Origin of the sequence: Arthrobacter sp. M4, assembly GCF_020251205.1 — a bacterium.
Classification (GTDB): Bacteria; Actinomycetota; Actinomycetes; order Actinomycetales; family Micrococcaceae; genus Arthrobacter.
In genome coordinates, this window is record NZ_JAIWYX010000007.1 from 261,099 (window position 1) to 283,435 (window position 22,337).

At 60.8% G+C, this 22,337-nt stretch carries 19 protein-coding genes; 11 read left to right on the top strand and 8 right to left on the bottom strand.

Annotated elements, in window-relative coordinates:
• Positions 1-20: 20 nt before the first annotated feature.
• Complete coding sequence (locus LD110_RS14280) at positions 21-803, bottom strand: GntR family transcriptional regulator (RefSeq protein ID WP_225499485.1); 783 nt, start codon at positions 801-803, stop codon at positions 21-23.
• Between the two features lie 156 nt (positions 804-959).
• Here LD110_RS14280 and LD110_RS14285 point away from each other — a divergent pair, with 156 nt between their 5' ends.
• From LD110_RS14285 to LD110_RS14295, 3 genes are all read left to right on the top strand, one after another.
• The gene (locus tag LD110_RS14285) at positions 960-2,423 is read left to right on the top strand and encodes an MFS transporter (protein ID WP_225499486.1); all 1,464 of its coding nucleotides are present in this window, start codon (positions 960-962) and stop codon (positions 2,421-2,423) included.
• Between the two features lie 192 nt (positions 2,424-2,615).
• Complete coding sequence (locus LD110_RS14290; RefSeq protein ID WP_225499487.1) at positions 2,616-3,611, top strand: nucleoside hydrolase; 996 nt, start codon at positions 2,616-2,618, stop codon at positions 3,609-3,611.
• 186 nt (positions 3,612-3,797) lie between these two features.
• Complete coding sequence (locus LD110_RS14295; RefSeq protein ID WP_225499488.1) at positions 3,798-4,151, top strand: GNAT family N-acetyltransferase; 354 nt, start codon at positions 3,798-3,800, stop codon at positions 4,149-4,151.
• Positions 4,152-4,256: 105 nt separating this feature from the next.
• On the opposite strand, the gene LD110_RS14300 is transcribed toward LD110_RS14295, so the two are convergent.
• Positions 4,257-5,009: a metalloregulator ArsR/SmtB family transcription factor gene (locus LD110_RS14300; RefSeq protein ID WP_225499489.1), complete on the bottom strand. Its 753-nt coding sequence runs from the start codon at positions 5,007-5,009 to the stop codon at positions 4,257-4,259.
• Between the two features lie 29 nt (positions 5,010-5,038).
• On the opposite strand from LD110_RS14300, the gene LD110_RS14305 reads away from it, so the two are divergent.
• A complete protein-coding gene (locus LD110_RS14305) occupies positions 5,039-5,206 on the top strand; it encodes a hypothetical protein (protein ID WP_225499490.1) in 168 nt (55 codons plus the stop codon).
• A 92-nt stretch (positions 5,207-5,298) separates the two neighbouring features.
• On the opposite strand, the gene LD110_RS14310 is transcribed toward LD110_RS14305, so the two are convergent.
• Positions 5,299-6,213, bottom strand: a complete 915-nt coding sequence (locus tag LD110_RS14310; RefSeq protein ID WP_225499491.1) for a hypothetical protein — start codon at positions 6,211-6,213, stop codon at positions 5,299-5,301.
• A gap of 615 nt (positions 6,214-6,828) precedes the next feature.
• Here LD110_RS14310 and LD110_RS14315 point away from each other — a divergent pair.
• Both LD110_RS14315 and LD110_RS14320 read left to right on the top strand, forming a co-directional pair.
• Positions 6,829-7,944, top strand: coding sequence for an FHA domain-containing protein (locus LD110_RS14315; RefSeq protein WP_225499492.1), 1,116 nt, complete (start codon positions 6,829-6,831; stop codon positions 7,942-7,944).
• 60 nt (positions 7,945-8,004) lie between these two features.
• A complete protein-coding gene (locus LD110_RS14320) occupies positions 8,005-9,366 on the top strand; it encodes an MFS transporter (RefSeq protein WP_225499493.1) in 1,362 nt (453 codons plus the stop codon).
• 53 nt (positions 9,367-9,419) lie between these two features.
• On the opposite strand, the gene LD110_RS14325 is transcribed toward LD110_RS14320, so the two are convergent.
• On the bottom strand, positions 9,420-10,637 hold the full coding sequence (locus LD110_RS14325; protein ID WP_225499494.1) for a multidrug effflux MFS transporter: 1,218 nt from the start codon (positions 10,635-10,637) through the stop codon (positions 9,420-9,422).
• Positions 10,638-11,205: 568 nt separating this feature from the next.
• Between LD110_RS14325 and LD110_RS14330 the strand changes: the two genes are divergently transcribed.
• The gene (locus LD110_RS14330; protein ID WP_225499569.1) at positions 11,206-12,090 is read left to right on the top strand and encodes a patatin-like phospholipase family protein; all 885 of its coding nucleotides are present in this window, start codon (positions 11,206-11,208) and stop codon (positions 12,088-12,090) included.
• Between the two features lie 98 nt (positions 12,091-12,188).
• Here LD110_RS14330 and LD110_RS14335 read toward each other — a convergent pair whose 3' ends face one another.
• Positions 12,189-13,526 carry an amidohydrolase family protein gene (locus tag LD110_RS14335; protein WP_225499495.1) on the bottom strand — a complete coding sequence of 446 codons (1,338 nt, stop codon included), beginning with the start codon at positions 13,524-13,526 and terminating at the stop codon, positions 12,189-12,191.
• A gap of 572 nt (positions 13,527-14,098) precedes the next feature.
• Between LD110_RS14335 and LD110_RS14340 the strand changes: the two genes are divergently transcribed.
• Positions 14,099-14,422 carry a hypothetical protein gene (locus tag LD110_RS14340; protein ID WP_225499496.1) on the top strand — a complete coding sequence of 108 codons (324 nt, stop codon included), beginning with the start codon at positions 14,099-14,101 and terminating at the stop codon, positions 14,420-14,422.
• Positions 14,423-14,425: 3 nt separating this feature from the next.
• Here LD110_RS14340 and rox read toward each other — a convergent pair whose 3' ends face one another.
• Both rox and LD110_RS14350 read right to left on the bottom strand, forming a co-directional pair.
• Complete coding sequence (gene rox, locus LD110_RS14345) at positions 14,426-15,847, bottom strand: rifampin monooxygenase (protein WP_225499497.1); 1,422 nt, start codon at positions 15,845-15,847, stop codon at positions 14,426-14,428.
• Positions 15,848-15,988: 141 nt separating this feature from the next.
• A complete protein-coding gene (locus tag LD110_RS14350) occupies positions 15,989-16,381 on the bottom strand; it encodes a TetR-like C-terminal domain-containing protein (RefSeq protein WP_225499498.1) in 393 nt (130 codons plus the stop codon).
• Between the two features lie 352 nt (positions 16,382-16,733).
• Between LD110_RS14350 and LD110_RS14355 the strand changes: the two genes are divergently transcribed.
• Both LD110_RS14355 and LD110_RS14360 read left to right on the top strand, forming a co-directional pair.
• The gene (locus LD110_RS14355; RefSeq protein ID WP_225499499.1) at positions 16,734-17,129 is read left to right on the top strand and encodes a hypothetical protein; all 396 of its coding nucleotides are present in this window, start codon (positions 16,734-16,736) and stop codon (positions 17,127-17,129) included.
• 21 nt (positions 17,130-17,150) lie between these two features.
• A complete protein-coding gene (locus tag LD110_RS14360) occupies positions 17,151-17,741 on the top strand; it encodes a hypothetical protein (RefSeq protein ID WP_225499500.1) in 591 nt (196 codons plus the stop codon).
• A 52-nt stretch (positions 17,742-17,793) separates the two neighbouring features.
• Here the strand turns inward: LD110_RS14360 and LD110_RS14365 are convergent, their stop codons facing one another.
• Positions 17,794-18,468 (bottom strand): hypothetical protein, encoded by a 675-nt coding sequence (locus tag LD110_RS14365; protein WP_225499501.1) that lies wholly within the window; start codon positions 18,466-18,468, stop codon positions 17,794-17,796.
• Between the two features lie 615 nt (positions 18,469-19,083).
• On the opposite strand from LD110_RS14365, the gene LD110_RS14370 reads away from it, so the two are divergent.
• Positions 19,084-22,176, top strand: coding sequence for a DEAD/DEAH box helicase (locus tag LD110_RS14370; protein WP_263855251.1), 3,093 nt, complete (start codon positions 19,084-19,086; stop codon positions 22,174-22,176).
• Positions 22,177-22,337 lie beyond the last annotated feature (161 nt).

Below are 22,337 nucleotides of genomic sequence, written 5' to 3' on the forward strand. Positions count from 1 at the left end.
GAACTGGGGACAGAAAAAATTCAGGAGGACTGGATGACGGAGAGGTGGCCGGCCTTCGCAGCCACCAGGCATTTGGCGAGGTAGTAGGGCGAGCCGGCACGGCGCACATACTGGGTGAGAACCAGGACAGGATCGGACGGCCGCAGTGCGAGCAACTTGGCACGGCTCGGTCCGACGGTACTGAGGCTGATTTCGCATTCACCCGGACCCAATTGCTGCCCGGGCAACCCACTGAGGACTTCGAGCAGTGTGGAGGCTCCCAGCGAACTGCTCGCGGGGCCGTCGACGGCGGCAGTTAGTTCGGGTGTGTCTTCCGGCGTCGCGGGGATGTGCTCCTGCAGGTGGGCGATCGGCTCGCCGTCGCGGATGAGGACGCTCTCCCAAAGCCAGCAGTCGACGTCAGGTTCCACACCCACGCCCGGCGCCACGAATTCCGACGCCGGCTGCCGCTCAGCGGCGACACGCCGCACCTGGAGGTTTTGCTCTGCCCCGCCGAGGAGCTGGTCGAACGGTCGGATGCGCTCGATGCCGATGCGGGGGAGCGAGTCGGCCACAAAACGACCCACTCCACGCCGGGCCCTTGTGAGGCCGTCTTCTTCGAGCAGCATCAGCGCTTCCCGGATTACGGTTCGGCTGACGTCCATCATGACGCCCAACTCGGTTTCGGTGGGCAGGAGCGATCCAGGAGGCAGCAGTTTGGTGCGGATTGCCTCGGCGATGCGCGAGTAGGCGGCCACACGCAGGGGCAGTCCCGGCTGCGGGGTGATGGGTCGGGACAGGAACTTGACGGCGTTGTCGCTCACAGGGCCTCACTCAATCTGGGTTGGTGCCACTGTACCGGAAAAGTTGCACAGGTTAGTAATACATGCTTGTATAACAACTCACATCTACATCGCGCCCTTCCCAAGAAGCCCTGTCAGGACCGGATAGCAAGCGCGAATCGGACAAAGGAGTTTGATGTGAACATCCCCAACACTGTTACCGCGGACCCAGTAAGCGCTGATACTAGTGGCGACGCGACCGCCGTCGGCGTTCATCCAGTTGCCCCCGCCAAAGCCCGCGTCGAAGGGCGCGCCGCCGCATTCCTCATCACCACGCTGGTCCTCGCAGTTTTGTCCTTCCAGCTCAATGCCAGCATGATCACTCCTGCCCTCCCGCACATCGGCGAGTTCTTCGGCGCGACGCCCGAGGCCGTGGCGCAGGTCCAGTCGATGTTCTTCCTGGCCGGTGCCATTGCCGGTCCCGTGATAGGTCGCTGGAGTGACTTCATCGGCCGAAAGACTGCGCTGCTATTGGTCCTTGGCATCATGGGCGCCGGGACCGTGCTGTGCGTTGTAGCGCCGAGCCTGCCGCTGCTGGTTGCCGGCCGCTTCATGCAGGGCGTGTCCAGCGCGATCTTCGCTCTGTCCTACATCCTCCTCAACGAGAACCTGCCCGCCCGGCTCTTCGGTACGTCCGTGGGCATCATTGCCGCGATCAACGGGGGAGTGGGCGGTGTCGACGGTTACTTCGGCGGGCTCATGGCTGAGACCCTGGGCTTCCAGTCGATCTTCGTCGCCGTGCTGGTGCTGGCCGTGATCGCGGCGGTGTGCGTCATCAAGGTGGTTCCGGGCGGCCGACCGGAAACGGCCACCGGCCGTATGGACTGGTGGGGTGCCGGATCGCTCTCCGTGTTCCTGGTCTTCATCACGTACTTCGTGACCACCGGTTCCTCCGCCGGCTGGACCGCCCCCACTACCTTGGCCCTTCTTGCTGGCAGTGTTGCGTCCTTCACCGCGTTCTGGCTTATCGAAAAGCGCCGTTCGACGCCGTTGGTCGCCGTCCATCACCTGCGGTCGCGCCAGGTCTGGCCGGTTATCGCGACGACGGTCCTCACCCTTGCGGGCATCTTCGCCATCATCAACTTCACGGTGGTGCTGCTCAGTCAGGACAAGACCGGTGGTTTCGGCTTGAGTGCATCAGTGTCGGCGCTGTTGTTCCTGACGCCTGCCGCATTGATCGGCGTGTTCGCCGCGCCGCTGGCGGGCTGGATCGCCGACCGTCGTGGCTGGATCAAGACCGTCCGCGTGGGCACCTTGGCGAGCTTGGCCTGCGCAATTGTTGCCGCCTTGTTCGCTGACAACCAGATCCTTGTGCTGGTTGCCATTGCCTCCCTGGGCATCTTCTACAACGGCTTCTTCCTGACCTCGATCAACGGCCTGTCCGTCCTGCTCTCGCCCAAGGAAGCGCCCGCCGCCCTCGCCTCCATCAACGGCGCCTCGTTCGGCATCGGCGCGAGCCTCGGCGTGGTGGTGGTGGCACCGTTCGCCGGACTTGGAACCGCTGAGGGGTATTCCACGGCCCTGTGGATCTCCGTTGGCATCACCGTGCTCGCCTTTGTGGTCAGCCTGTTCATCGCTGCGCCGAAGGGCGAGAAGCTCTAGCCCGGTATTCTCTTTCTCCGTTTCGATGGTTCCCTGCGCACACGATGCTTCGCACCATCCGATGCTCAGGGAACCATCGAACTGGCCAGTCCGACGCCGGTCGGCCGCCGAGGTGTGCAATGCGCGTGTGGCGCGTGCCGCCGTCGTACTTCCCCGACTCCCCAACCGCACCCCCTCCGAAAGTAGGAACCCATGACCCAGAGCACTGCCAGCCCCTTCTATCTCGATTGCGACACCGGAATCGACGACGCTCTCGCCCTCGCTTATCTGCTGGCCTCGCCGCGCGCTGAGCTGGTGGGTATCGGGACCGTGAGCGGCAACATCGGCGCGGCCGGGGGAGCGCGGAACACGCTGGACCTTCTGCACCTTGCAGGGCAGCCGGACATCCCCGTGGCTGTTGGTGCGCACGATCCCCAAGTCGGGACCTTTCACGGTGGTGCTCCGCACGTGCATGGAGTCAACGGGATTGGTGAGGTGGAGTTGCCGACGTCGGACCGCGAGACTGTTGCGGAGTCGGCGGCCGAGCTGCTGGTGCGCCTAGCGCGGCAGTTCCCGGGTGAGCTGCGGGTGGTCGCGATCGGTCCACTGACCAACATCGCGGAGGCGCTGCGGCTGGAACCCGAGCTGCCCAGGCTGGTAGCGGACGTCACCATCATGGGTGGTGCCGCGCTGGTGCCCGGGAATATGACTCCGGTTGCGGAAGCTAACATCGTCAATGACCCGGAGGCTGCCGCTGAGGTGTTTGCCGCCGACTGGAACGTCACTCTCGTGCCCTTGGATGTCACCATGACCAACGTCCTGGAGGAATCGCACCGGCAGGAATTGCTGTCTGCCGGCCACGCCGTTCCGCAGGCACTGGGCGAGATGCTCGGCTATTACTTCGGCTTCTATGTGAGCCAGTTCGGCCGCGAGTGCTCGGCCATGCACGATCCGCTCGCCGCCGCGATTGCCGTTGGCGGTGTGGAGCTTGCCGTGGCGCCAGTGGTTCACGTGGAGGTGGACACCACCCACGGACCGGGTCGCGGCCAGACTGTGTGCGATCTCCGCGGGATCTACCAGGGATACCCCGCTGTGGAGGGTGCCCGCTGTCGGGTGGTGCTTTCGCTGGCCGAGGAGTTCGCGCCGCACATGCTTGAGGTGCTCGCGTCGCGCTGGCCTGCTGTTCGCCCTGAAGGCGCAGCCGCCTAGCGTCGGCGCTTGCTTTGACTCCCGCCGTCGGGTTGAAAATCCCGACGGCGGGTGGTGCCGCGCTGCTGTCTGATGGGCGGCCGCGCGGCGCCCTTGGGTTCCCAGGACTGCTACGGTCGGAAACAACACCGTGCCGACAGTTGTTAGCAGTAAGTGCTGAACAAGCCGCAAACAAAAGGAGCCCGCATGAACGACATCACCATCCAACACAATCCCGAGCGCGAGCGATTTGAAGTGCTCATTGCCGGAAACGTCATTGGTAAAGCCGCGTACAAGACCTTCGACAGCGGGGAAAAGGTCCAGCGGATTTTCTACCACACGGTCATCAACGAGGAATACGGTGGCCAAGGCCTTGCTGGCAAGCTCGCCACCGTGGCTCTCGACGAAACCGTTGCGGCTGGTCTCAGGATTGTGCCGGTGTGTCCGTTCATCAAGAAATTCCTCACCAAGCACCCGGAGTATGCCGCGAGCGTAACCGCTGTGACGCCTGCGCACCTGGAGTTCTTGGATTCGGCACTTGAGCAAAGGACTCGGGCCTAAGTCGGTCCCTAGGTCCAAACCGAGGCGGCGCGGCAGCCGACGCAGCTGTCACGCCGCCGTCGTTGACTCCCGTCCCAACCCACGCTTTCCGCACGCCACGAGTCCTCAGGTGTACAGCAATGAGCCCGGCGTGGTGAGCTTTTCGCCTGTTTCCAACCAAGTCTTGAGGCCGGAGAGGATCATTGGCCAGCCACCATAGAGTTGGTCGTTGGCGCCTTCGCGCAGTTGGTCGTGCGTGACAGTGAGGTGGCAGGAGTCGTCGCCAACGGGCTCGATCTCCCACGTCACGCGTGAAGTGCCCTCTGCCTTGACGTCTTCTCCCCACAGAGCGCGCATGGATTGCACCAGTCGGCGGGGTGGATCAACCTCAAGGTTTTCACCTTCGCCCAGGGGCGCGCCGCCGTCGGATGCCATCACGAATCGCGAGCCGGGAGTCCAATCCGACTCGAGGCGCATTCCGAAGCTGTATTTGCTGCGTATCTCGCTGTTTGTAATGGCTTCCCAGAGACGTTCCGGAGTGGTCTTGATATAGATTTCGAAAATCTTTTCCATGGGACTTTCCAATCTGGATTTGAGGTCGCTGAGCGCAGCGGCCCATGGTTCTGCGTATTTGCTCACCCAGCGGTCGTGGATGAGCCGGATAGGCACTGGATTCAGGAAGTGAAGTTTCTCGCGGCCTTGTTTTCGGGCGACCACGAGACCGGCTTCCTCAAGGATTTTGAGGTGCTTAGAGATGCCGAATCGCGTCATATCGAAACCCGCCTCCAAAGCGTTGAGCGTTTGCCCATCTTCCTTGAAGAGCTTGTCCAACAGATCTCTGCGGGTCGGGTCGGCCAGTGCCTTGAACACTGAGTCCATGGCTCCAGAATAGGTGACCATTTAGTCACATGTCAACAAGGATGAAGCTGTCCTTCGAGCTTGAAGTGGTCGGGAACGGCAGTGGCTATGGTGTCGTCGCGGTCGCGGTCGCGGTCGCGGCTGTAGTGCCCGACGCCGTCCTGGCCGCCGTCGTTGCTGGTGAATTGAGTGGTCCTGCGCCCAAATTTGAGTGGTAGATCGGCCTTCGCACAGAAAGAACCGGATTGATACACGTATCAATCCGGTTCTTGACCTGGCCCGCTGCGCTTCAGACGATCATGGTCTGCAATTAGAGTCCGGCGATCCCATTCGGGGTACCTACCCCTGTTGGCCCGTCCCAACCTGTGCCGGCGACGCACCACTGGTTCGTGGGGCAGCTGCCTGTTGAGCCGGATGCGATGTCATTGAATGTGCCGGCGTTTGTGTATGGGAGGGAGTTCGCCGGCGCCGTAGCGCTGCCGGAGTTTCCGGAAAGCGCATACACAGCGGCGATCAAGGGCGAGGACAGGCTCGTTCCGCCGTACTGTGCCCATGACGAAGTCGTACTGCTGATTGGCGCGTACACCGACAAGCCGGTCTGCGGGTCTGCGACGGCGGCGACGTCCGCTGAGGCGCGCTTACCGCAGCCCGTGCCAAACGTGGCCGCCGCCTGCAAGGCGGCATTGACGCTGGAGCATCCGGATCCCGAGCCGGACCAGGCCGACTCGCTCCACCCGCGGGAACTGCTGTCCTTAAACAATGACGTGCCACCCACCGCAGTGACATAACTCGACGACGCCGGGTAGGACGAGCCAGTGTACCCGTTGTCGCCCGTGGATGCCGTTACGGCGATGCCGGGGTGGTTGTAGTACGCGCCATAGCTCGCGTCGGATAGATCACCACCGCCGTAGCTGTTGGAAATCGCGACGACTCCTGGCTGTTTGGCGGCTGTAGCCACGGCTGTACCGAGATTCTTGATGCTGGCTGTAGTGGCCTGTACAACGAGGATCTTGCAGTCGGGGCACGTTGCGGAGACTGTATCGACGTCGAGGGCGGTTTCGGCGGCCCAGCCGGAATCGAACCGCGGGAGCTTGCTCCCTCCATTTTGGTTCATGATGGTCAGACAACCGTTGTTGACTGTGCAGGCCGGAAGGCCGAACTGCGAACGGTAGATGGCCAGATCGCGCTCAAGGTTCGGATAGCCGTAAGCATCTACAATTGCCACGGTCCGGCCGCCGGATTTAAGACCTGTGAGATTGTAGGCGCTTTGGATTTCCGCAGGGGTTTTACCAGTGGAGGGCGGTGTGGTCGCAGCGGGAGTGATTTGCCCACGTTGTGGCACTTCCTTGGCCGAGCCCGTTGAATCATCGACGTACTTGAGCGCAAAACAGGACGCATTACCGGCAGGGACATCGGCGCAAACTCTCTCCGCATGCCAATTGGCCATGGGAGACGGTTGGGCAACTGCCGCCGGCGCCGCCGTCGAGAATGCACTTGTCAACAGCAACAAAGCCCCGGAAACGCTAAGAAACTTCTTCACGAAACCTCCCTGAGGATCAACAAGGTCGGCGTTGGCACACCGTCACTCGGGCGACAAGATTTACACCAAAACTCCATGCTTGTCACCACCTCATGCCGCCTTACGGTGAACGGCACAGCTTGCCGGCGCCGCTACCAAGCGGTTGAAGTCCACACCAACCCGCGTACGGGCCGCGGCAACTCTCGATGCCCCTGGCTGGCGTCGGTCAGCGGCGTAGCAGGGGAGCCATCTTGCCTGCCCTTCCAACAGGGAGGAAACTCAAAGGCACGTCCCACTAGGCTTCGCGTGGCAGGGGGACCGATGGACGCCTCCGTTCGTAAGAACGAGTTTCATATTGTCGGCGGAAATGAAGCCGGTACAGTGCTGCGCATTCCGCCGGGCAAAGTCACCATCGGCAGCGGCGATGAGGCCAACGTGCAATTGCAATACGGGGGAGTGAGCCGCCTCCACGCCTCGCTGACGCCCATGAGCCAGCGCATGATCCTCAGAGACAATGACTCCAAATACGGCACCTGGGTCAACGGCGAGCAAATCACCACTCCTACCGAAATTGTCGACGGCGACCTGCTGCAATTCGGTTCGGTCCGGGTTCGTTTTCGGCAACGGTTGGTGACCGTTCAGAAGCGCACTCGGGACAATCGCAGGATCAAGGATGTTAAGGAACCGAAAGAGAAGGTCGGCGTCGCCATTCTTTTCGCTGCCGGAATCAATATTCTGGGCCTCGCCGGCAATGCAGCAACCTCCTTCCTGACGGAATTGACCCCCACATGGAGTTGGTTCATCACCCCAGTCATTGGCCTTGTTGTTGCAGTGATTACCGAGGTCATTGGCCACTACCGCAAATCCCCTGAGCCGGCACCTCGACCATGGCCGGGCGGTCCACCGCCGCCTCCGCCAAGAAGAAGCGCGCCCCTGGTTGCTACAGTTCTCGCCACGGTGATCCTCCTGGGCGGCGGAACTTGGCTGATCACCGCCGGGGTGAGTTACGCCGTCGGGTTTTTCTCCGGTAATGAAGCAGGCGTGCAGCGCCTCGAAATGCAAACAACCCGCGAGGTGCAGGGCGTCAGCGTGACCGTTCTTGGCGTGACAAGCACTACTAATTTCACCCGGGTGGAAATTCTCATGCGGAATGGAACGGACGCCACCATCAGCGTCCCGCTGTTCCAGAATTGCTCGCTAACATCCGACGACGGCACCACGCTTGATGCCGACACCTTCCGCAGTTCGTGGGGAACCGACATCGCCGCAGGATCGCAGCGCAAGGGCATCATCAATTTCCCCGGCCAAGTCGCCAAAGAAGGCGGCAGCTATGCACTGCATTTCTCCACCATCTTCGCGCAGGGTTTCAACGCGCCTCGTTCCATTTCGGTACCGAATATTAGATTGACCGCCATCCAGGCCGAAGCCCGGCGTTGATACCGTGCATTTGGTCACGGATTTCGTAACCCCGGGCAACCATGTACCAAACTTAGGAGGGTGACTTCCAAAACCCGCCCCGGACTAGCAATCGCAGCGCTCAGTGTCGGGACGGCGTTGAATCCCCTGAATTCGTCGATGATCGCGGTTGCCCTGGTGGTGCTGCGCCACGATTTCGCGCTCGACGTAGCCGCGGTCACCTGGGTCATCACGGCCTTTTACCTTGCCTCCGCGGCCGGCCAGCCGCTTATGGGTCGGCTGGCCGACCGTTTCGGTCCGCGACGGCTCTTCACCTTCGGCATGGCGGTGGTGGCGATTTCCTGCGCCTTGGCGCCGTTCTCACCGAACTTCGCGCTGGTTTGCGTGGCCCGCGCGCTCATGGCGGTGGGTACCGCGACGGCGTACCCCAGCGCCGTCGTTATGGTTTCGGAACTGAGCCGGCAGGCGAACATCAGCACTACCCGGCCGCTCGGCCGGATCCAAATGGCAAATACTTCGGCAGCCGCCGTCGGGCCTGTAGTTGGCGGTCTGTTGGTGAGCCTGGTCGGCTGGCAGGCGCTGTTCGCGATCAACGTTCCGCTGTCCTTGATCGCCCTGCTGGTGGTGCACCGGGCAGCGCCGCCCGACGTCGGGCGGGAAACCGGGAAGCTGTCCGTCCTGATCCGCGACTCGGACATCCCCGGAATCCTGGCGTTCATCGGCTCGCTCATGCTGGCGATGATGGCGCTCCTGAACGTGGCGCCCGACTACCGCTGGTGGCTGATGGTGGGCTCGATAGTGCTGGCGGGGCTGTTTGCGTGGCGCGAGTTGTGCTTCGCCCCGCCGTTCCTGGACCTGCGCCTGCTCGGACGGAACCGGCCCCTGCTGCTGATGTACTTGCTTTTCGCCGTTTTCAGCGGCGTCTATTACTGCTCATTCTTTGGCTTGCCGCAGCTGCTTCAGGAGGCCGGAAAGTACGACGCCGGTCTGGTGGGCCTGCTGATGCTGCCCCTTGCTGCCGTGTCGGTTTTGGCGACGCCCCTTGCGGTTCGGCTGATTGAGCGTTTCGGTGTCCGTTCGGTGTTGATTGTCGGGGTGCTGGTTTTGGCGCTGGCCTCCGGCGCGCTTGGGCTGCTGACGCTCTCGTTCTGGCCGCCGCTGGTTTTGTTCCTGACGGCGCTCATGGGTATTCCATACGGGACCGTGAGCACGGCTTCGAACCAAGGTTTGTATTTGTCGGCCCGGCCCGAGGAGAGGGGAGTGGCGGCTGGCATCTTCCAGACCTGCCGCTACCTTGGTGCGATCACGGCAACGGTGGTCATAGGTGTGGTGTACGGCTCGGGAGTTAACCAACCCAATTGGGGATTGATGGTGTTGACCATGTTGGTGCTGAGCGCGGCGGTGTTCCTGTTGACGGTGGCTTGGCGGCAGCCTGCGGAGTAATTCGCTTGCGGCGTCTGGCTCAAGGATTTAGTTATCTCCAACCCGGCAGGGTATTAGAGATTCCGACGCCGGCGGAACACGAGTCCAATGCACAATGCCGCGGCCGTGGCTGCGGCGAGCGTGACGACTCCAAATGGAATCGCATTTGTGGCACCCGCAATGCCAACCAACGGAGCGGCCACGCCGCCGAAAGCGAACCGCGCCAGGCCCAGAAGCGAGGAGGCCGTACCTGCGATTTCCGGGTAGTCCTTGAGCGCCAGGGATGTTGCGGGCGGGCTGGTCACGGCGGCCCCGCTGACCATGGTGAACAGGGACAGAATGATGGCGATCAGGGGCAATTGCAGAAGTGCTGTCATCAAGAGGCCAAAAGACCCAGCGAACGTCATGACCAGGCCCACCACAAGGGTGCCCCTTTCAGACCAGCGTTCTGCCACTCGTCCGCCGATGAAACCGAAGACCATAAAGCCCAGGGAATTCAGGCCGAAAGCGAATGAGTAACCCTGCGGAGAAAGCCCGTAAAGCCCCTGCAAAATGTACGTCGCGCCGCTCAGGTAAGCGAAGATCGCCGAATAGGTAAAGCCAGTGATAAGCACTGCGCCAATAAACACAGGGTCAATGAGGAGCCTGCGAAAATCGCGAATCGTGTGGCTCAAGCCGCCGGTGACGCGCCGTTCCGAGGGTAAGGTCTCCCGAAAAATAACTATGCAGGCCACCAGGATGGCGACTCCTATGGCGGCGAGGAAAAGGAAAACACCCCGCCAGTCGGTGACATTTGCAAGCTGTCCGCCGATTACTGGGCCGACGATTGCGGCCAGGCCGCCCAGCACAGTCAACCGTCCGTAGTAGCGAAGCAGCTTACCGCCGGAATAGACGTCCCTGCCCGCTGCCTGGGCGGTCACGATGCCAACAGCCCCGGCCAAGCCTTGAACGAACCTGGCGACCACAAGCATTTCGATCGAAGGGCTGAGCGCGCAGAGGACAGAGGTGACGACGTAAGCAACAACGCCCACCAGGAGTGGATTGCGTCGGCCGAAGCGGTCGGACATAGGGCCAGCGATCACCTGGCCGATGGCCAGGCCCAGCAGGCACGCTGTAATCGTCAGCTGAGCGGCCGACGTCGAGCTGTTCAGTTCCAGCGTCAGGGCAGGGAGGACGGGCAAATAGAGGTCCATGGAAATTGGACCGAAAATGGTCAACAGGCCCAGCACGATTGCGAGAGGGCGGCCGACTGTCTGTTCTCGAGTCGGGGCCGGGGTATCGACTGCTGTCACGCGGGCTCCATTTCTACTGTGTAGGTGTTTCTGGCTTACTTCCATGGAACCGGTGAATTCCGAACGCAGGGAGAGCACTGCTTATCCGGGGTCTGCCAGTACCTCCCTCATGGAATGCAGGGGGTGTAGCGTGATTCGCGCTCGCGGCTTTCCCAGCCATCCCTGCCTCGGGCATCAGGCGAGCGACTGCGGCGGCTGGCGAGTTGGCAGCAACTCAGGGAATCAGAGCCGTTTGCGCACCACGAGACTGGTGTGCAATCATTCCCGTGATCGTGACCATCGGCAGGAGGTGAGACCCATGAACGCAGTATCCGCAATGGGTGCTCCCCTGCAGGACACGATCGCGCGACTGAGGTAGTCGCCACCGGGAGCCCCTACAGGCAATCCGCGAAAGGCGACTCCCATGAACACAACTCCTTCTTCTTCAACCCCAGACTCCACGTCGGCAACAGCCGCAGACCGGCCAGAGTCCGACCAAGATCAGTCCGACCAGGATCAGTCCGACCAAGATCAGTCCGACCAAGATCAGTCCGACCACGATCAGCCGCAAGTCGACGCCACAAAGCGCATGCGCCCCGTGGGCGAGCGAGCATTGGTCCTTGGTGGCGGCGGATCAACGGGCAACGCTTGGCTGATCGGCGTCATCGCTGGCCTGTTCGATGCCGGGCTGGATGTGACCGGGGCTGATCTGGTCATCGGGACTTCGGCGGGGTCCACCGCCGCGGCCCAGTTAGCTGGCGCGAGCCCCACCGAACTGCTTTCCGCTATCCTTGCCGCCGCACCACAGCAAAGGACTGATCCGGTCGGATCGGGCAGTGGACGCGTCAGCTCAGCGGCGGGGTACATGGACAGAACAGCCAAGATCATCGCCGCCGCTGAAGATGCGGCTGACATGCGACGCAGAATGGGCGCGGCAGCACTCGAGATGGATGCGGCGTCGGACGGTTCCGGTCAATCGCGGTGGCGCGCTACAGTCGCCGCGCGGCTGCCCATTCAGCGTTGGCCGCAACGAACGGTGCTCATCACCGCGGTCGATGCCCAAACGGGTGAACCTGTGGTGTTCGACCGCCATAGCGGCGTCGAGCTGGCTGACGCCGTCGCAGCAAGCTGTTCCAGTGGCTTCGCCTACAGGATCGGGGACCACCGATATATCGACGGCGGCTACCGACGCAACGAGAATGCCGATCTGGCAGCGGGATACGGGCGGGTGCTGGTGCTGTCGCCATTTGGAGGGAGGACACGGACTCCGTTGGACTGGGGCCTGCACCTTGCAGCACAGGTAGACGAGCTACGCGCGCGCGGCAGCAGGGTGGCAACGATCTTCCCGGATAGCGACTCCGAGTACATGTTCGGCGCCAATGCGATGGATCTGTCGCTGCGTCCTGCCGCTGCCCGTGCTGGATACGAGCAAGGCAGGGCCCTTGCCGGGCAGCTCGTAGAATTCTGGCGCTGACGTCCACTAGACGGCGCCGCGATGGCGCCGTCTAGTGTGCACCAGAAAGGGTGTGGCTGGATTCCGAACATGCACCGTTCGAATCCAGCCTGCGTCGATCAGAGCCCGTTCCGGACCACAGCTCCCTGGGCCACAACGGCGCGGACCTTCTCCAGGGCCGAACCGTCGGACAGCGGATCGGCGTCGACCACCACGGCGTCTGCGTAAGATCCAGGCACCAGTCGACCAGCGGCGTCGCCCAAGCCGAGCAGCCTGGCCGAGTGGATGGTGGCGGACCGGAGTGCCTCCAACGGGGACAGACCGGCCTCGGTGAGCAGGCGCACTTCGGTACCGATCGGCGTCACGTCGGTACCGAACGAGTCCGTGCCGGCCACTATCGTCACGCCTGCCTCGTGTGCGGCACGCACCGCAGCCTTGAGGATAGGCGTGTATTCCTTGCCGCGCGCAGCGAGGATCGGATTCGTGGAGGTCGCCATGCCGGTGATGGCATCCATGGTGGGCGTGAAGAACGTTCCGCGCCGGGCCATCTCGGCAATCGTCGCCTCGCTGACGAACACACCGTGCTCGACGCTTCGCACCCCAGCACGGACGGCGCCGTCGATCCCTTCCGCGCTGTAAGCGTGGCACAGGACGCCTGCGCCGTTGGCCGCCTTCACCACCGCGGAGATCTGCTCCTGGTTGTAGACGAGTTGGCGGGGATCCTGCTCGGCGATGCCGGCGCGCGGATTGGCCCGGGTCTTGATGACCTTGGCGCCGCGCTGGAGGTTGACCCGGGTCAGGTAGGCCAGGTCGGAGGTCTCCTTGACGCCGCCGTGGAGAGTGGCGAGCGGGGCAAGATCCGGGTCGGCAAGGACGGAATCGCCCAGTTCCGGGGAGATGAAGAGACCGGCCGGCGTCATGCGGGGTGAGACACCCGGCGCCCAGCTTGGGAGGGCAGCGAGCGCAATGTCCTGGTAGAAGCTGCTGGAGCCGCTCCTCACGCTGGTTGCGCCGCCCTGCAGAAGGAGGCGGGCATCGGCCAACGCGTTCGCGTGGACGTGTGCGTCGATGAGTCCGGGGACCACCCAGCGCCCTGTGGCGTTGAGGATTCGTGCCCGGCCAGCGACGGCGGCAACTGCCTTTCGCGTCTCGTCCCGGGTTCCGACGGCGGTCACCTTGCCGCCGTCGAGCACCAGCACGCCGTCGGCGATCGCGGCGCCGGTCTTCGGGTCCACGATGGTTCCGCCCTCAATGATCAGGGGCGGAACCGTGAGCGGGCTGCCGTGGTAGTTAGGGCCCGACGGCGGTTCTGCGGCTTGGGAGGCCGGCGCGCCGGCGAGTTGGGCGGCGATGCTGGCCGCCGAAATTCCGGCGAGGGCGGCGGCCCCGGCCAGGATGCCGCGGCGCGGGAGACCGGCGGTCGGCCGCGGGGCCGAAGAATGGTCGTGAAGGCACATCGTTGTACTCCTTGGGGAAGTGCGCTCGGGGGAGTGCGCGAATGAAGCCACGATACATTGGTATCCCAAATTGGTGCTAGTTGGCCTTTGCGCGTTCATGCACGAATGTGTCTCGGATGCCAGAATCCAAGGAAAATGCGGGATATTCTTGGTTTGAGGCGTGAGGCTGTCGGATCCGCGGCGAGTTTCTTGGTACTCCAAACTGGGGAAGTGTTCGGCGAGGCGATCTTTGATCGCGGACCCGTGGACGGTGACGACCCGGCCGGACCAGCGCCTAGACGTTTCGAGTATGTCCACAGGTGGCCCTTTTGTGACGCGTCGGTCGATGCTTGAGCACCTAATACAGCGCGTTCCACCACCTATTTTTGGTGCTTTCACCACCTAGACGGCAGTAGTGCGGATTAGCCTCTTTGAACAGGTGTGGGCAAGGGCAAGTTGGTGGATACATGGTTATTTCGGAATCGCGAATATCAGACAAGCACAGGGCGGTCTTGTGGAGTATCGTCGGTGCTTCCTGCTTGTTGACCGTTATCACGGCCCATGTGGGAGACATTCTGTGGGTGGGATTGCTGGTGACTGCTGTGATTCTGATCTTCACAATGCCAGTTCTATATATGCGGGTTGTCCTGAATACGACAGAAGAATCGGTAATTGTTCGATGCCTGCCGCTTTACTCCGTGACGATTCCGCGTGCGGATATTGTGTCCACCGCAATAGGCAGCGAGACCGGAATGGCTCACGGATTCGGATTCCGGTACCTCGGCCCGAACATCCGGGGCGTTCTTGTGGGCGGCCCGACTATCCTGCTCCAGACAGCCCGGAGGCGTTGGATCATTTCCGTTGTTGACCCAGAGCGGGCGGTCTCGAGCCTGCAGGCACAATTCGGAATTCAGTAGCGGTCACGTTGCTTCTCCGAACCACCTCGGCATATGCGCGAGCAAATCCTGCTGATCGTCCCCGACCCAGGCAACGTGGCCGTCCGGCCGCAATAGCACGGCGGGCATATCCAGTTCTTCGCTGACGTCGATCACGTGGTCGATCCGATCTGCCCATCCGTTCACCGAAAGCCTGCCGGTCTGATCGAGCAAAAGACCGCGACCAGCGCGCATCACCTGGTAGAGGCGTCCTTGCTTCAGACCCACATCCCGCATCCGCCGGCCCAATAGCGGGTGCCCGTCGCCGAAGTCATAGCGAATACCAATCGCAGCGGTCTTCTCTGCCAGGTACCGGTTCACTTCGTCGAAATCCATCAATTCCGACAGCAGCCGGCGTACTGCCCGGGGCCCCGGTTCCGTGGACAGCAATTCCATCTGGGCGCGTGTAGTTTCCAAGACGTCAGCAGCCACTGGATGCCGTTCGGTGTGGTAGCTGTCAAGAAGCCCGTTTGGCGCCCACCCATTGATTTCCGCGGCAAGTTTCCAGCCGAGGTTGAATGCGTCCTGAATACCGAGGTTAAGGCCCTGTCCGCCCACTGGTGGGTGAATATGCGCAGCATCACCGGCTAGTAGCACTCGGCCGGTCCGGTAACGCTCCGCCTGCCGGGTGGCGTCGCCGAATCGGGAGAGCCAACGCGGTGAGTGCACGCCGAAATCCGTACCGGCGACGATTCGCAGCTGTTGCCTAAACTCCTCCAGAGTTGGTGCTGTCCTGTCCTCGGCCACCCCAGCCGCGGGGACAAGGACCCGGTACAAGCCTTCCCCTAATGGCCCTAAACCAAAGCGTTTCTGGGTCTTTCGGACTTCATTCACGACGGCGGCAATAGCCTCTGGCTGCTCGGTCACCTCCATCTCGCCTATCAGCGTGTCCACCTTGGTGGGCTCACCGGGGAAGCCGACGCCGAGGATCCTGCGCACTGTGCTTCGGCCACCGTCGCAGCCCACGAGGTAGCGGGAGCGCAGCTGGGTACCGTCCGCCAAAGCGGTTGTCACCCCCTGATCGTCCTGGCTCAGCCCGACCAGCTCACTGTTGCGCCGGACCTCGACGCCGAGCTCCGCGGCGTGCTCGGCCAGCAGCCGATCAGTGATGGGTTGTCGGATTCCGAGGATGTAGGGATGGGCGGTGTCCAACTGGACGGGCCGCTGCTTTTCGATGCCAGCGAAGAAGCCACCCAGCGGGTGCTTCTGGCCGAGCGCGAGGAAGCGGTCCAGTAACCCGCGCTGGTCCATGATTTCGATGCTTCGCACATGCAGCCCAAGTGAGCGGACAAAGGTGGTTGGCTCGGGTTCTTTCTCCAGTACGAGCGCATGTACGCCGTGCAGCTGCAGCTCGCAGGCCAACATCAAGCCGGTTGGTCCGCCGCCAGCGATGATCACATCAATCATGAAAACCCCATTCACAAAGTCTGCATTTCGGCCGATTTCTTGGCGCAGTCAGAGATTCTCCGCCACACCCCCGGGCTTGCCGCAAGCCCCCTCGTGAGATGTAGATTGAAAATGCAGGACAATTCTTCGGGGAGAAACGCCCTACCTCCGCAACGCCCCTTCCCACACCAACTTGACTGCGTTCCGAAGCCGCAACCGAGTTGCCGCCTCGTCACCCACAGAAGGGGCCGGCACCACGAACTGGTAGTAATACAGCCCGTTGATGAGGTCGAACATGGCCTCGACGTCCAGCGATGGATCGAGTTCACCAGACTCGATGCCTCGCCGGATCTCGACAGCAACCGGCTCACGACGGCGCGCAACATGCCGTTCCCAGGGCAGTTTCCTGAGCTGCTCGTTTTTCAGGCCCATCGCCACGCGTTTCTTCACGAGCTTTCCCACGCGATCATCCACCGCCAACGAGGCCCGTTCATAGCTGCCCAGGATGGACTCCCAAGTGGTGGCGCTGAGCATGAGCTCGAAGCCGGACCGCATACGGTCCAGTGCGGGACTCTGAATGGCGGGGAGGTTAACAGTTGCTCGATTGTATGGCGGCGGTGCTTGAGGTCGCGTTGGCATGTCCCCGCATGCAACTTCCGATTCGTGCTGCTCGGCCGGGAGACCAGAAGGCTCGAAAATGCCGAGCCCAGGTGCTGCACACTCAGGCCTTAGAGAATTTTCTGGATGACGCCACCTACGATTCTGATCGAAAATCCGAGAATAACACTCATTTTTGCGGATTTAACCACTCAAATTTGAAGAAATACACACTCAGCCGTTCAGAACGTGTGCTTAGACTCTGCAAAAGGCGTCTCAAAACGAAGATTAAGACTTGAGGTTCTGATAAATGACTGAGCAAAGCAGGAATTTATCTATTCTCGCATTTAGCGCCTGCTTGGTGATGCTCACAAGTTGCACTCAGGACAAGCAGAAATTGTCATCTCCCGAAGCCTGTGCGTCGCTGGAACTTGTCCTGCATCGAGCAGAAGTGTCATGGCCAGTTGCAAACCAGCGAATCACCACGAGCAGTTCAGAGGCCATCATCGATGGCTTCGAGGATGTGGCTGTCCAGACGCAGGGTGATATGCGCGCGACATTGGACGCATGGATAGGTGGCTTTCGTCTAGTGTCCCCCTACCTGGTGGCGAATGACTTCGAAGGGGCCAAAAAGGCAATAAACGATGTCCAGGAGGAAATCATCCTTTTGGCCAACACAAATCTGGCTACTTTGTGTCACTGGTAGCCACAAAACAAGGAGGGTTCCATGAAAAGAAATATCGGGAGTCTGTTTATTGCAATCCTTGTTGCCGCTGGTTCCATAATTTCGGCGCCTGCGGCTACGGCTGCCCCTCGTCAGGATTCTTGGGAGCAGGATACGAAGGCGACTCCAGCAGAGGTTGCCGAATTAAAGAAGCTGCAGAAAATCGCGGGAAAGCCTGTGACCTATCAGCCATCACTCAGTGAATCGGATAATGGATTGCTTACAACTGCGTCTGTGGATCTGTTTGTGTGCGAACTCCATCCATCGGTCGTGCACCTCCGGTCATCTTCTGGCAATGGTGCCGTCGGTGCCAAACCTTACACGAAATGCCTAGCTGGAACGCCCAGCCAGATTACACACGACAGTACGCTCTACATGGTTGAGTGGTTTGGTCTGTCCTATGTATCTCTCGCAAGCAAGAGCCAGACAGCTTACAACACACTCAGCATGACTTTGACGTCGTTGGAATGGTGGTGCAGGAATACGAACAACTCGAAGTTCGTGCAAAAAACAAATGGCTCGAGCGTGCAGGCTGGCAGGACGTACTATGCGTCGGTGTCAACTGTGCAGTCGACCTTATCCTGTGGCAAATAGCTAGATAATTGCTGAGGGTGCCGCACTGATAGACGGGGCACCCTCAGCATCGCTATGGCGCCGGTCGAATAGACGATGTCAGATCTGTGGATCTGCGGACCGGAATGCATTCCAAATCTGAAAGCTGTTTCACAGTTTCCACCAGCGATGAAGATCCGGCCAGAATGCTCGAATCAAAGTCGACGTTGGACACCAATAGCCAACTCTCATCAGTAGGCCAGAGGTAGTTTGGCGTTAACCCGTTGCCCGCTTTCCACCCCAATTGCGGGAACTGCAGGAAGGCAGCCGCGGCAAGATCCAGCTGGGAGAGAACGTAAAACAAATAGGATTCGCCCTGAATAGAGACGGTCTGCCCTAGGCGAATCGCCTCGGCACTTTCAGAGTATTCCGATAGCGGTTCCCAACCGGTCCAGAATCCGGCATAAAACGGACCGTCCGAAGTTTCGGCTAGCAGGTCGGCCAGAGCCGTGAAGCCGGGGCAATCGAGTCGGCCCTCCTCAGGCGGGTACACGGTTCCAACTCCTGGCACGAGTGCGGGTTCCCCATACTTGCCGGACAAATCAGCCCAAAGGGTCTGTTCTTCAAGGTTCCTTCCCAGCGCAGAGGCTACAGTGCCCCAGCTGATCAGAGGATCGGGGCCGGTACCAAGCCCCGGCTCGGACGTTCCGTGTCCCTTGTGGAGAATACGCAGATGCGATTCGAATCCCGCCGGGACGATTCCAGCCACTTTTGCGGAAGGGCTAAGTCTTGCTAGTCGGGTGGCCAAGTCGTGGCTGGTTTCGCTGGCTGCGTTCAATTCCATAGCTGCCTCCTCCAGACCGTCTCAACGTATCTGCACATGGATGAAAACTGTTATCTGCACATTCTCCTGGTCTCCCCACAACCAGAGTGGGCGGCAAACCGGGTCCCGTGAACCCTTTGCTGAGCAGAACTAAGGAAAGCATAAGAATGGGATTCCTCGCCTAGGTGTACGTTTACGCAGGAATGAGTGGCTTCGAACAAAGAATTGAGTGCCAGCTTGATGCCGGCCGGGCGCCATGCTGAGCGTTGTGATGCCGGAGCCGAAAGCCTTCGTCTTTGTGTTGACTTTGGCACGGCGTTGGGCAGCGGCGGCGTAGCAGTTCAGCCACCTTGCCGGTCGTGTCGCCGGTTTGGCGCCCGCGCAACCGACCTCGGAAAGAGCTGGCCGTACTCGTTCAAAGCGACCGCTGGCATCGCACCTCTGTTGGCCATTGTCACACCCACCAAATACCCTGGCGCAGTGAACACATTCGATGGGGGACTGGCGGCACAGCGGCTGCCAGAGGGACTGTACGAGCTACTGAATACCAGCGCTCTTGAGATGCGCCTCGGGGAAGTGCCGGAGCTGCAGCCGGCCTTTGCTGACATTGACGAAGAAGATGCCCCGGATATCCTGTCCCGCCACGTCGCGGAAGCAGTACGGCAAACCCTTACGGCAGCGAAGCCCAGCGAACGCGTCGACCTCGCCAACCGCCTGCTCCAAGAGCTCCGGCACGAAGACAGGGTCGTAGAAGGCCCCACCCAGCTTCAATCCCTCCACCGTCCGGACAAGCTCAAGCGCCGAAACCTCCGCCGCCCTACCACAAAGCTGAGCGACTCAGCACTCCTCACCAACAGCAAAGACGATCCCAACCTTGCAGCGGAACTCCGCACAGAGATTGAATCCGCCAACACCGTAGATCTTCTATGCGCCTTCGTCCGCTGGACCGGCCTGCGCCTCCTTGAACCGGCACTGGAACAGCTCAGCGAACGTGGTGGCAGGCTGAGGGTAATAACAACCACCTACATGGGCGCCACGGAACGCCGTGCCATAGATGAGCTCGTAAGACGCTACGGCGCGGAAGTAAAGATCAACTATGAAACCCAGGCAACCCGTCTCCACGCCAAGGCCTGGCTCTTCCGTCGTGATTCGGGTTTCGACACAGCCTACGTTGGAAGCTCCAACCTCAGCCAAGCCGCCTTGTTGGACGGCCTGGAGTGGAATGTCCGACTCAGCTCTGTGGCCACGCCCGCTCTTCTCAAGAAATTTGAGGTGACCTTCGACAGCTACTGGGAACAGCGGGCCTTCCAGAGCTACGACCCGGACCGCGACGGCGAGAAGCTGGATGCAGCACTGGAACGCAACGGTGGCAAGCGCACAGCCGTGACGGACGCGCCAACAGGTCTTGAGGTCGAGCCATACCTCCACCAGGAGGAGATGCTTGAAGACTTGGAGGCTGAACGCCTGAAAGGGCACAGCCGGAACCTTCTTGTTGCCGCCACAGGCACTGGCAAAACCGTCATCGCCGCTCTGGACTACAGACGTCTTTGTGAGGCGGCGGGTCGTGACCTTAAGCTCCTTTTCGTCGCCCATCGTCAGGAAATTCTCCAGCAGTCGCTCCGCACTTATCGGGATGTCATGCAGGATGGCGCCTTTGGCGAGTTGTATGTGGGGGACCACAAACCGTCCGAGTGGAAGCACATCTTCGCGTCCGTTCAGTCACTTAATGTCCTGGGAATTGAGCAGCTGGAGCCGGACTTCTTCGACGTCGTGGTGATTGATGAGTTCCACCATGCAATGGCACCCACCTATCGAAAGCTTTTGACTCACTTCCAGCCGCAGCAGCTCCTCGGACTGACCGCAACGCCGGAACGCGGCGACGGTGTCAACGTGGCGCAGCAGTTCTTTGAAGGCCGCACGGCAAGCGAATTGCGGCTTTGGGATGCTCTCGACGCCGACCTGCTGGTCCCGTTTCACTATTTCGGCGTCTCGGATGACGTTGACCTGCGTCAGGTCGAGTGGAAACGCGGCAATTACGACGCCGCCCAGCTGGATCGGCTGTATACAGGCAACGATGCTCGTGCGGCCAAGGTCATTCGCGAGCTACGGGACAAAGTGACTAGCACAGAGCACATGCGTGCGATCGGCTTCTGTGTCTCTGTTCAACATGCCTACTACATGGCTGAAGTCTTCAACCGTGCCGGTATCAGATCGCTGGCTGTCGACGGAACAACTAACGACGACGACCGCCGGCTCGCACTGGAAAAGCTTCGGCGTCGGGAGGTCAACTGCATTTTTGCTGTTGATCTTTTCAATGAGGGTCTGGACATCCCGCAGGTGGACACCATCCTGATGCTCCGGCCAACTCAGAGTGCTACTGTTTTCCTGCAGCAGCTTGGCAGGGGACTGCGTCGAGCCGACGACAAAGCTGTGTTGACGGTGATGGATTTCATCGGCCAACAACGACGTGAATTCCGCTTCGATCTCCGTTACCGGGCGCTCACAGGCTACGGTCGCAAGGAACTCGAAAAAGCCGTCGAGGACGAGTTTCCCTTTCTGCCCTCTGGATCACAGATCGTGCTCGATAGGGTGGCCCAGAAAGTCGTATTGGACAACATAAAGGCCCAGCTTCGCTTCAACCGCGTGCAGCTTGTGCAAGACATCGCTTCTTATGCAGAGACAGAACTGGAACATTATCTTCGGCGGTCGGGCAACGACATCAAGACCATCTACCGCTCGACAAAGGATTCGTGGACGGGCTATTTGCGCCAGGCCGGGCTCCTTGATAATCATCGCGTTGGTCTCTCGAAATCCCCAGCCGAGGATTTCATCAGGGACCAGCTAATAAGCCAAGCGGACGACGCTGAGAAGAACCTCCTGGGTCGAATGGCTGCTCTGATCCACGTGGACGACCCCGAACGTGCTGAAGCGTACTCGATGCTCGTGAGCGGCGACGCGCCCCGTTACGCGGAGCTCGGATTGCGTGAGCAAACTTTCGCTCGGATGCTGTTCTACACACTCTGGGATGATGCCGGCGGTTTTGAATCTTACGATGCTGGACTGGACCATTTGCGTCACTATCGGTTCGTATGCAGCGAGATTCAGCAGCTTGTGAAGCTTGGCGTGGCTGGATCCAAATATGCTGCGAAGGGACTAGGAGTCGGACTTCAGCACATTCCTTTGCTCTCGCACGCCACCTATCGACGTGAAGAAGTCCTTGCAGCCCTTCAATTCGGGTCCCTAGAGCTCGGCAAGAATGTCCAACACAGGGAGGGCGTGGCCTGGTGCCCGGCGACATCGACGGACGCCTTCTTCGTGACCCTGAACAAGGACGATCGCAAGCACTCAGCCACCACGATGTACCAGGACTATGCGATCAGCCCCGAGCGGTTCCACTGGGAGTCGCAGAACGCGACGTCGCCGGAAAGCAAAACAGGCCGGAGGTACCTTGACCGCGTGGCTCACGGGTCACATGTTGTCCTGTTCACCCGAGAGACTGCGGAAGACGAAACAGGTCTGACGGTTCCGTACACATGCCTTGGACAACTTGACTACGTCCAGCACTTGGGCTCGCGACCGATCTCGATCACGTGGAAGCTTCATCGGCAGATGCCTGCAGACGTGTTCGCTACCGCGGCGGCGGTGGCCCAATGACGCAAACCTATGAATGCCCCATGTGTTCGAGGGAGTCTAAAGGTGTTCACAGGCATTATCCGCGGAGGACGAGTCGAGGCGACCTGAGTGACTTCGGGGCGGCATCGCCTCCTCCGGGAGTACTGCAAACATCGAGCACGGATCTTTTCACTTAGACCCCT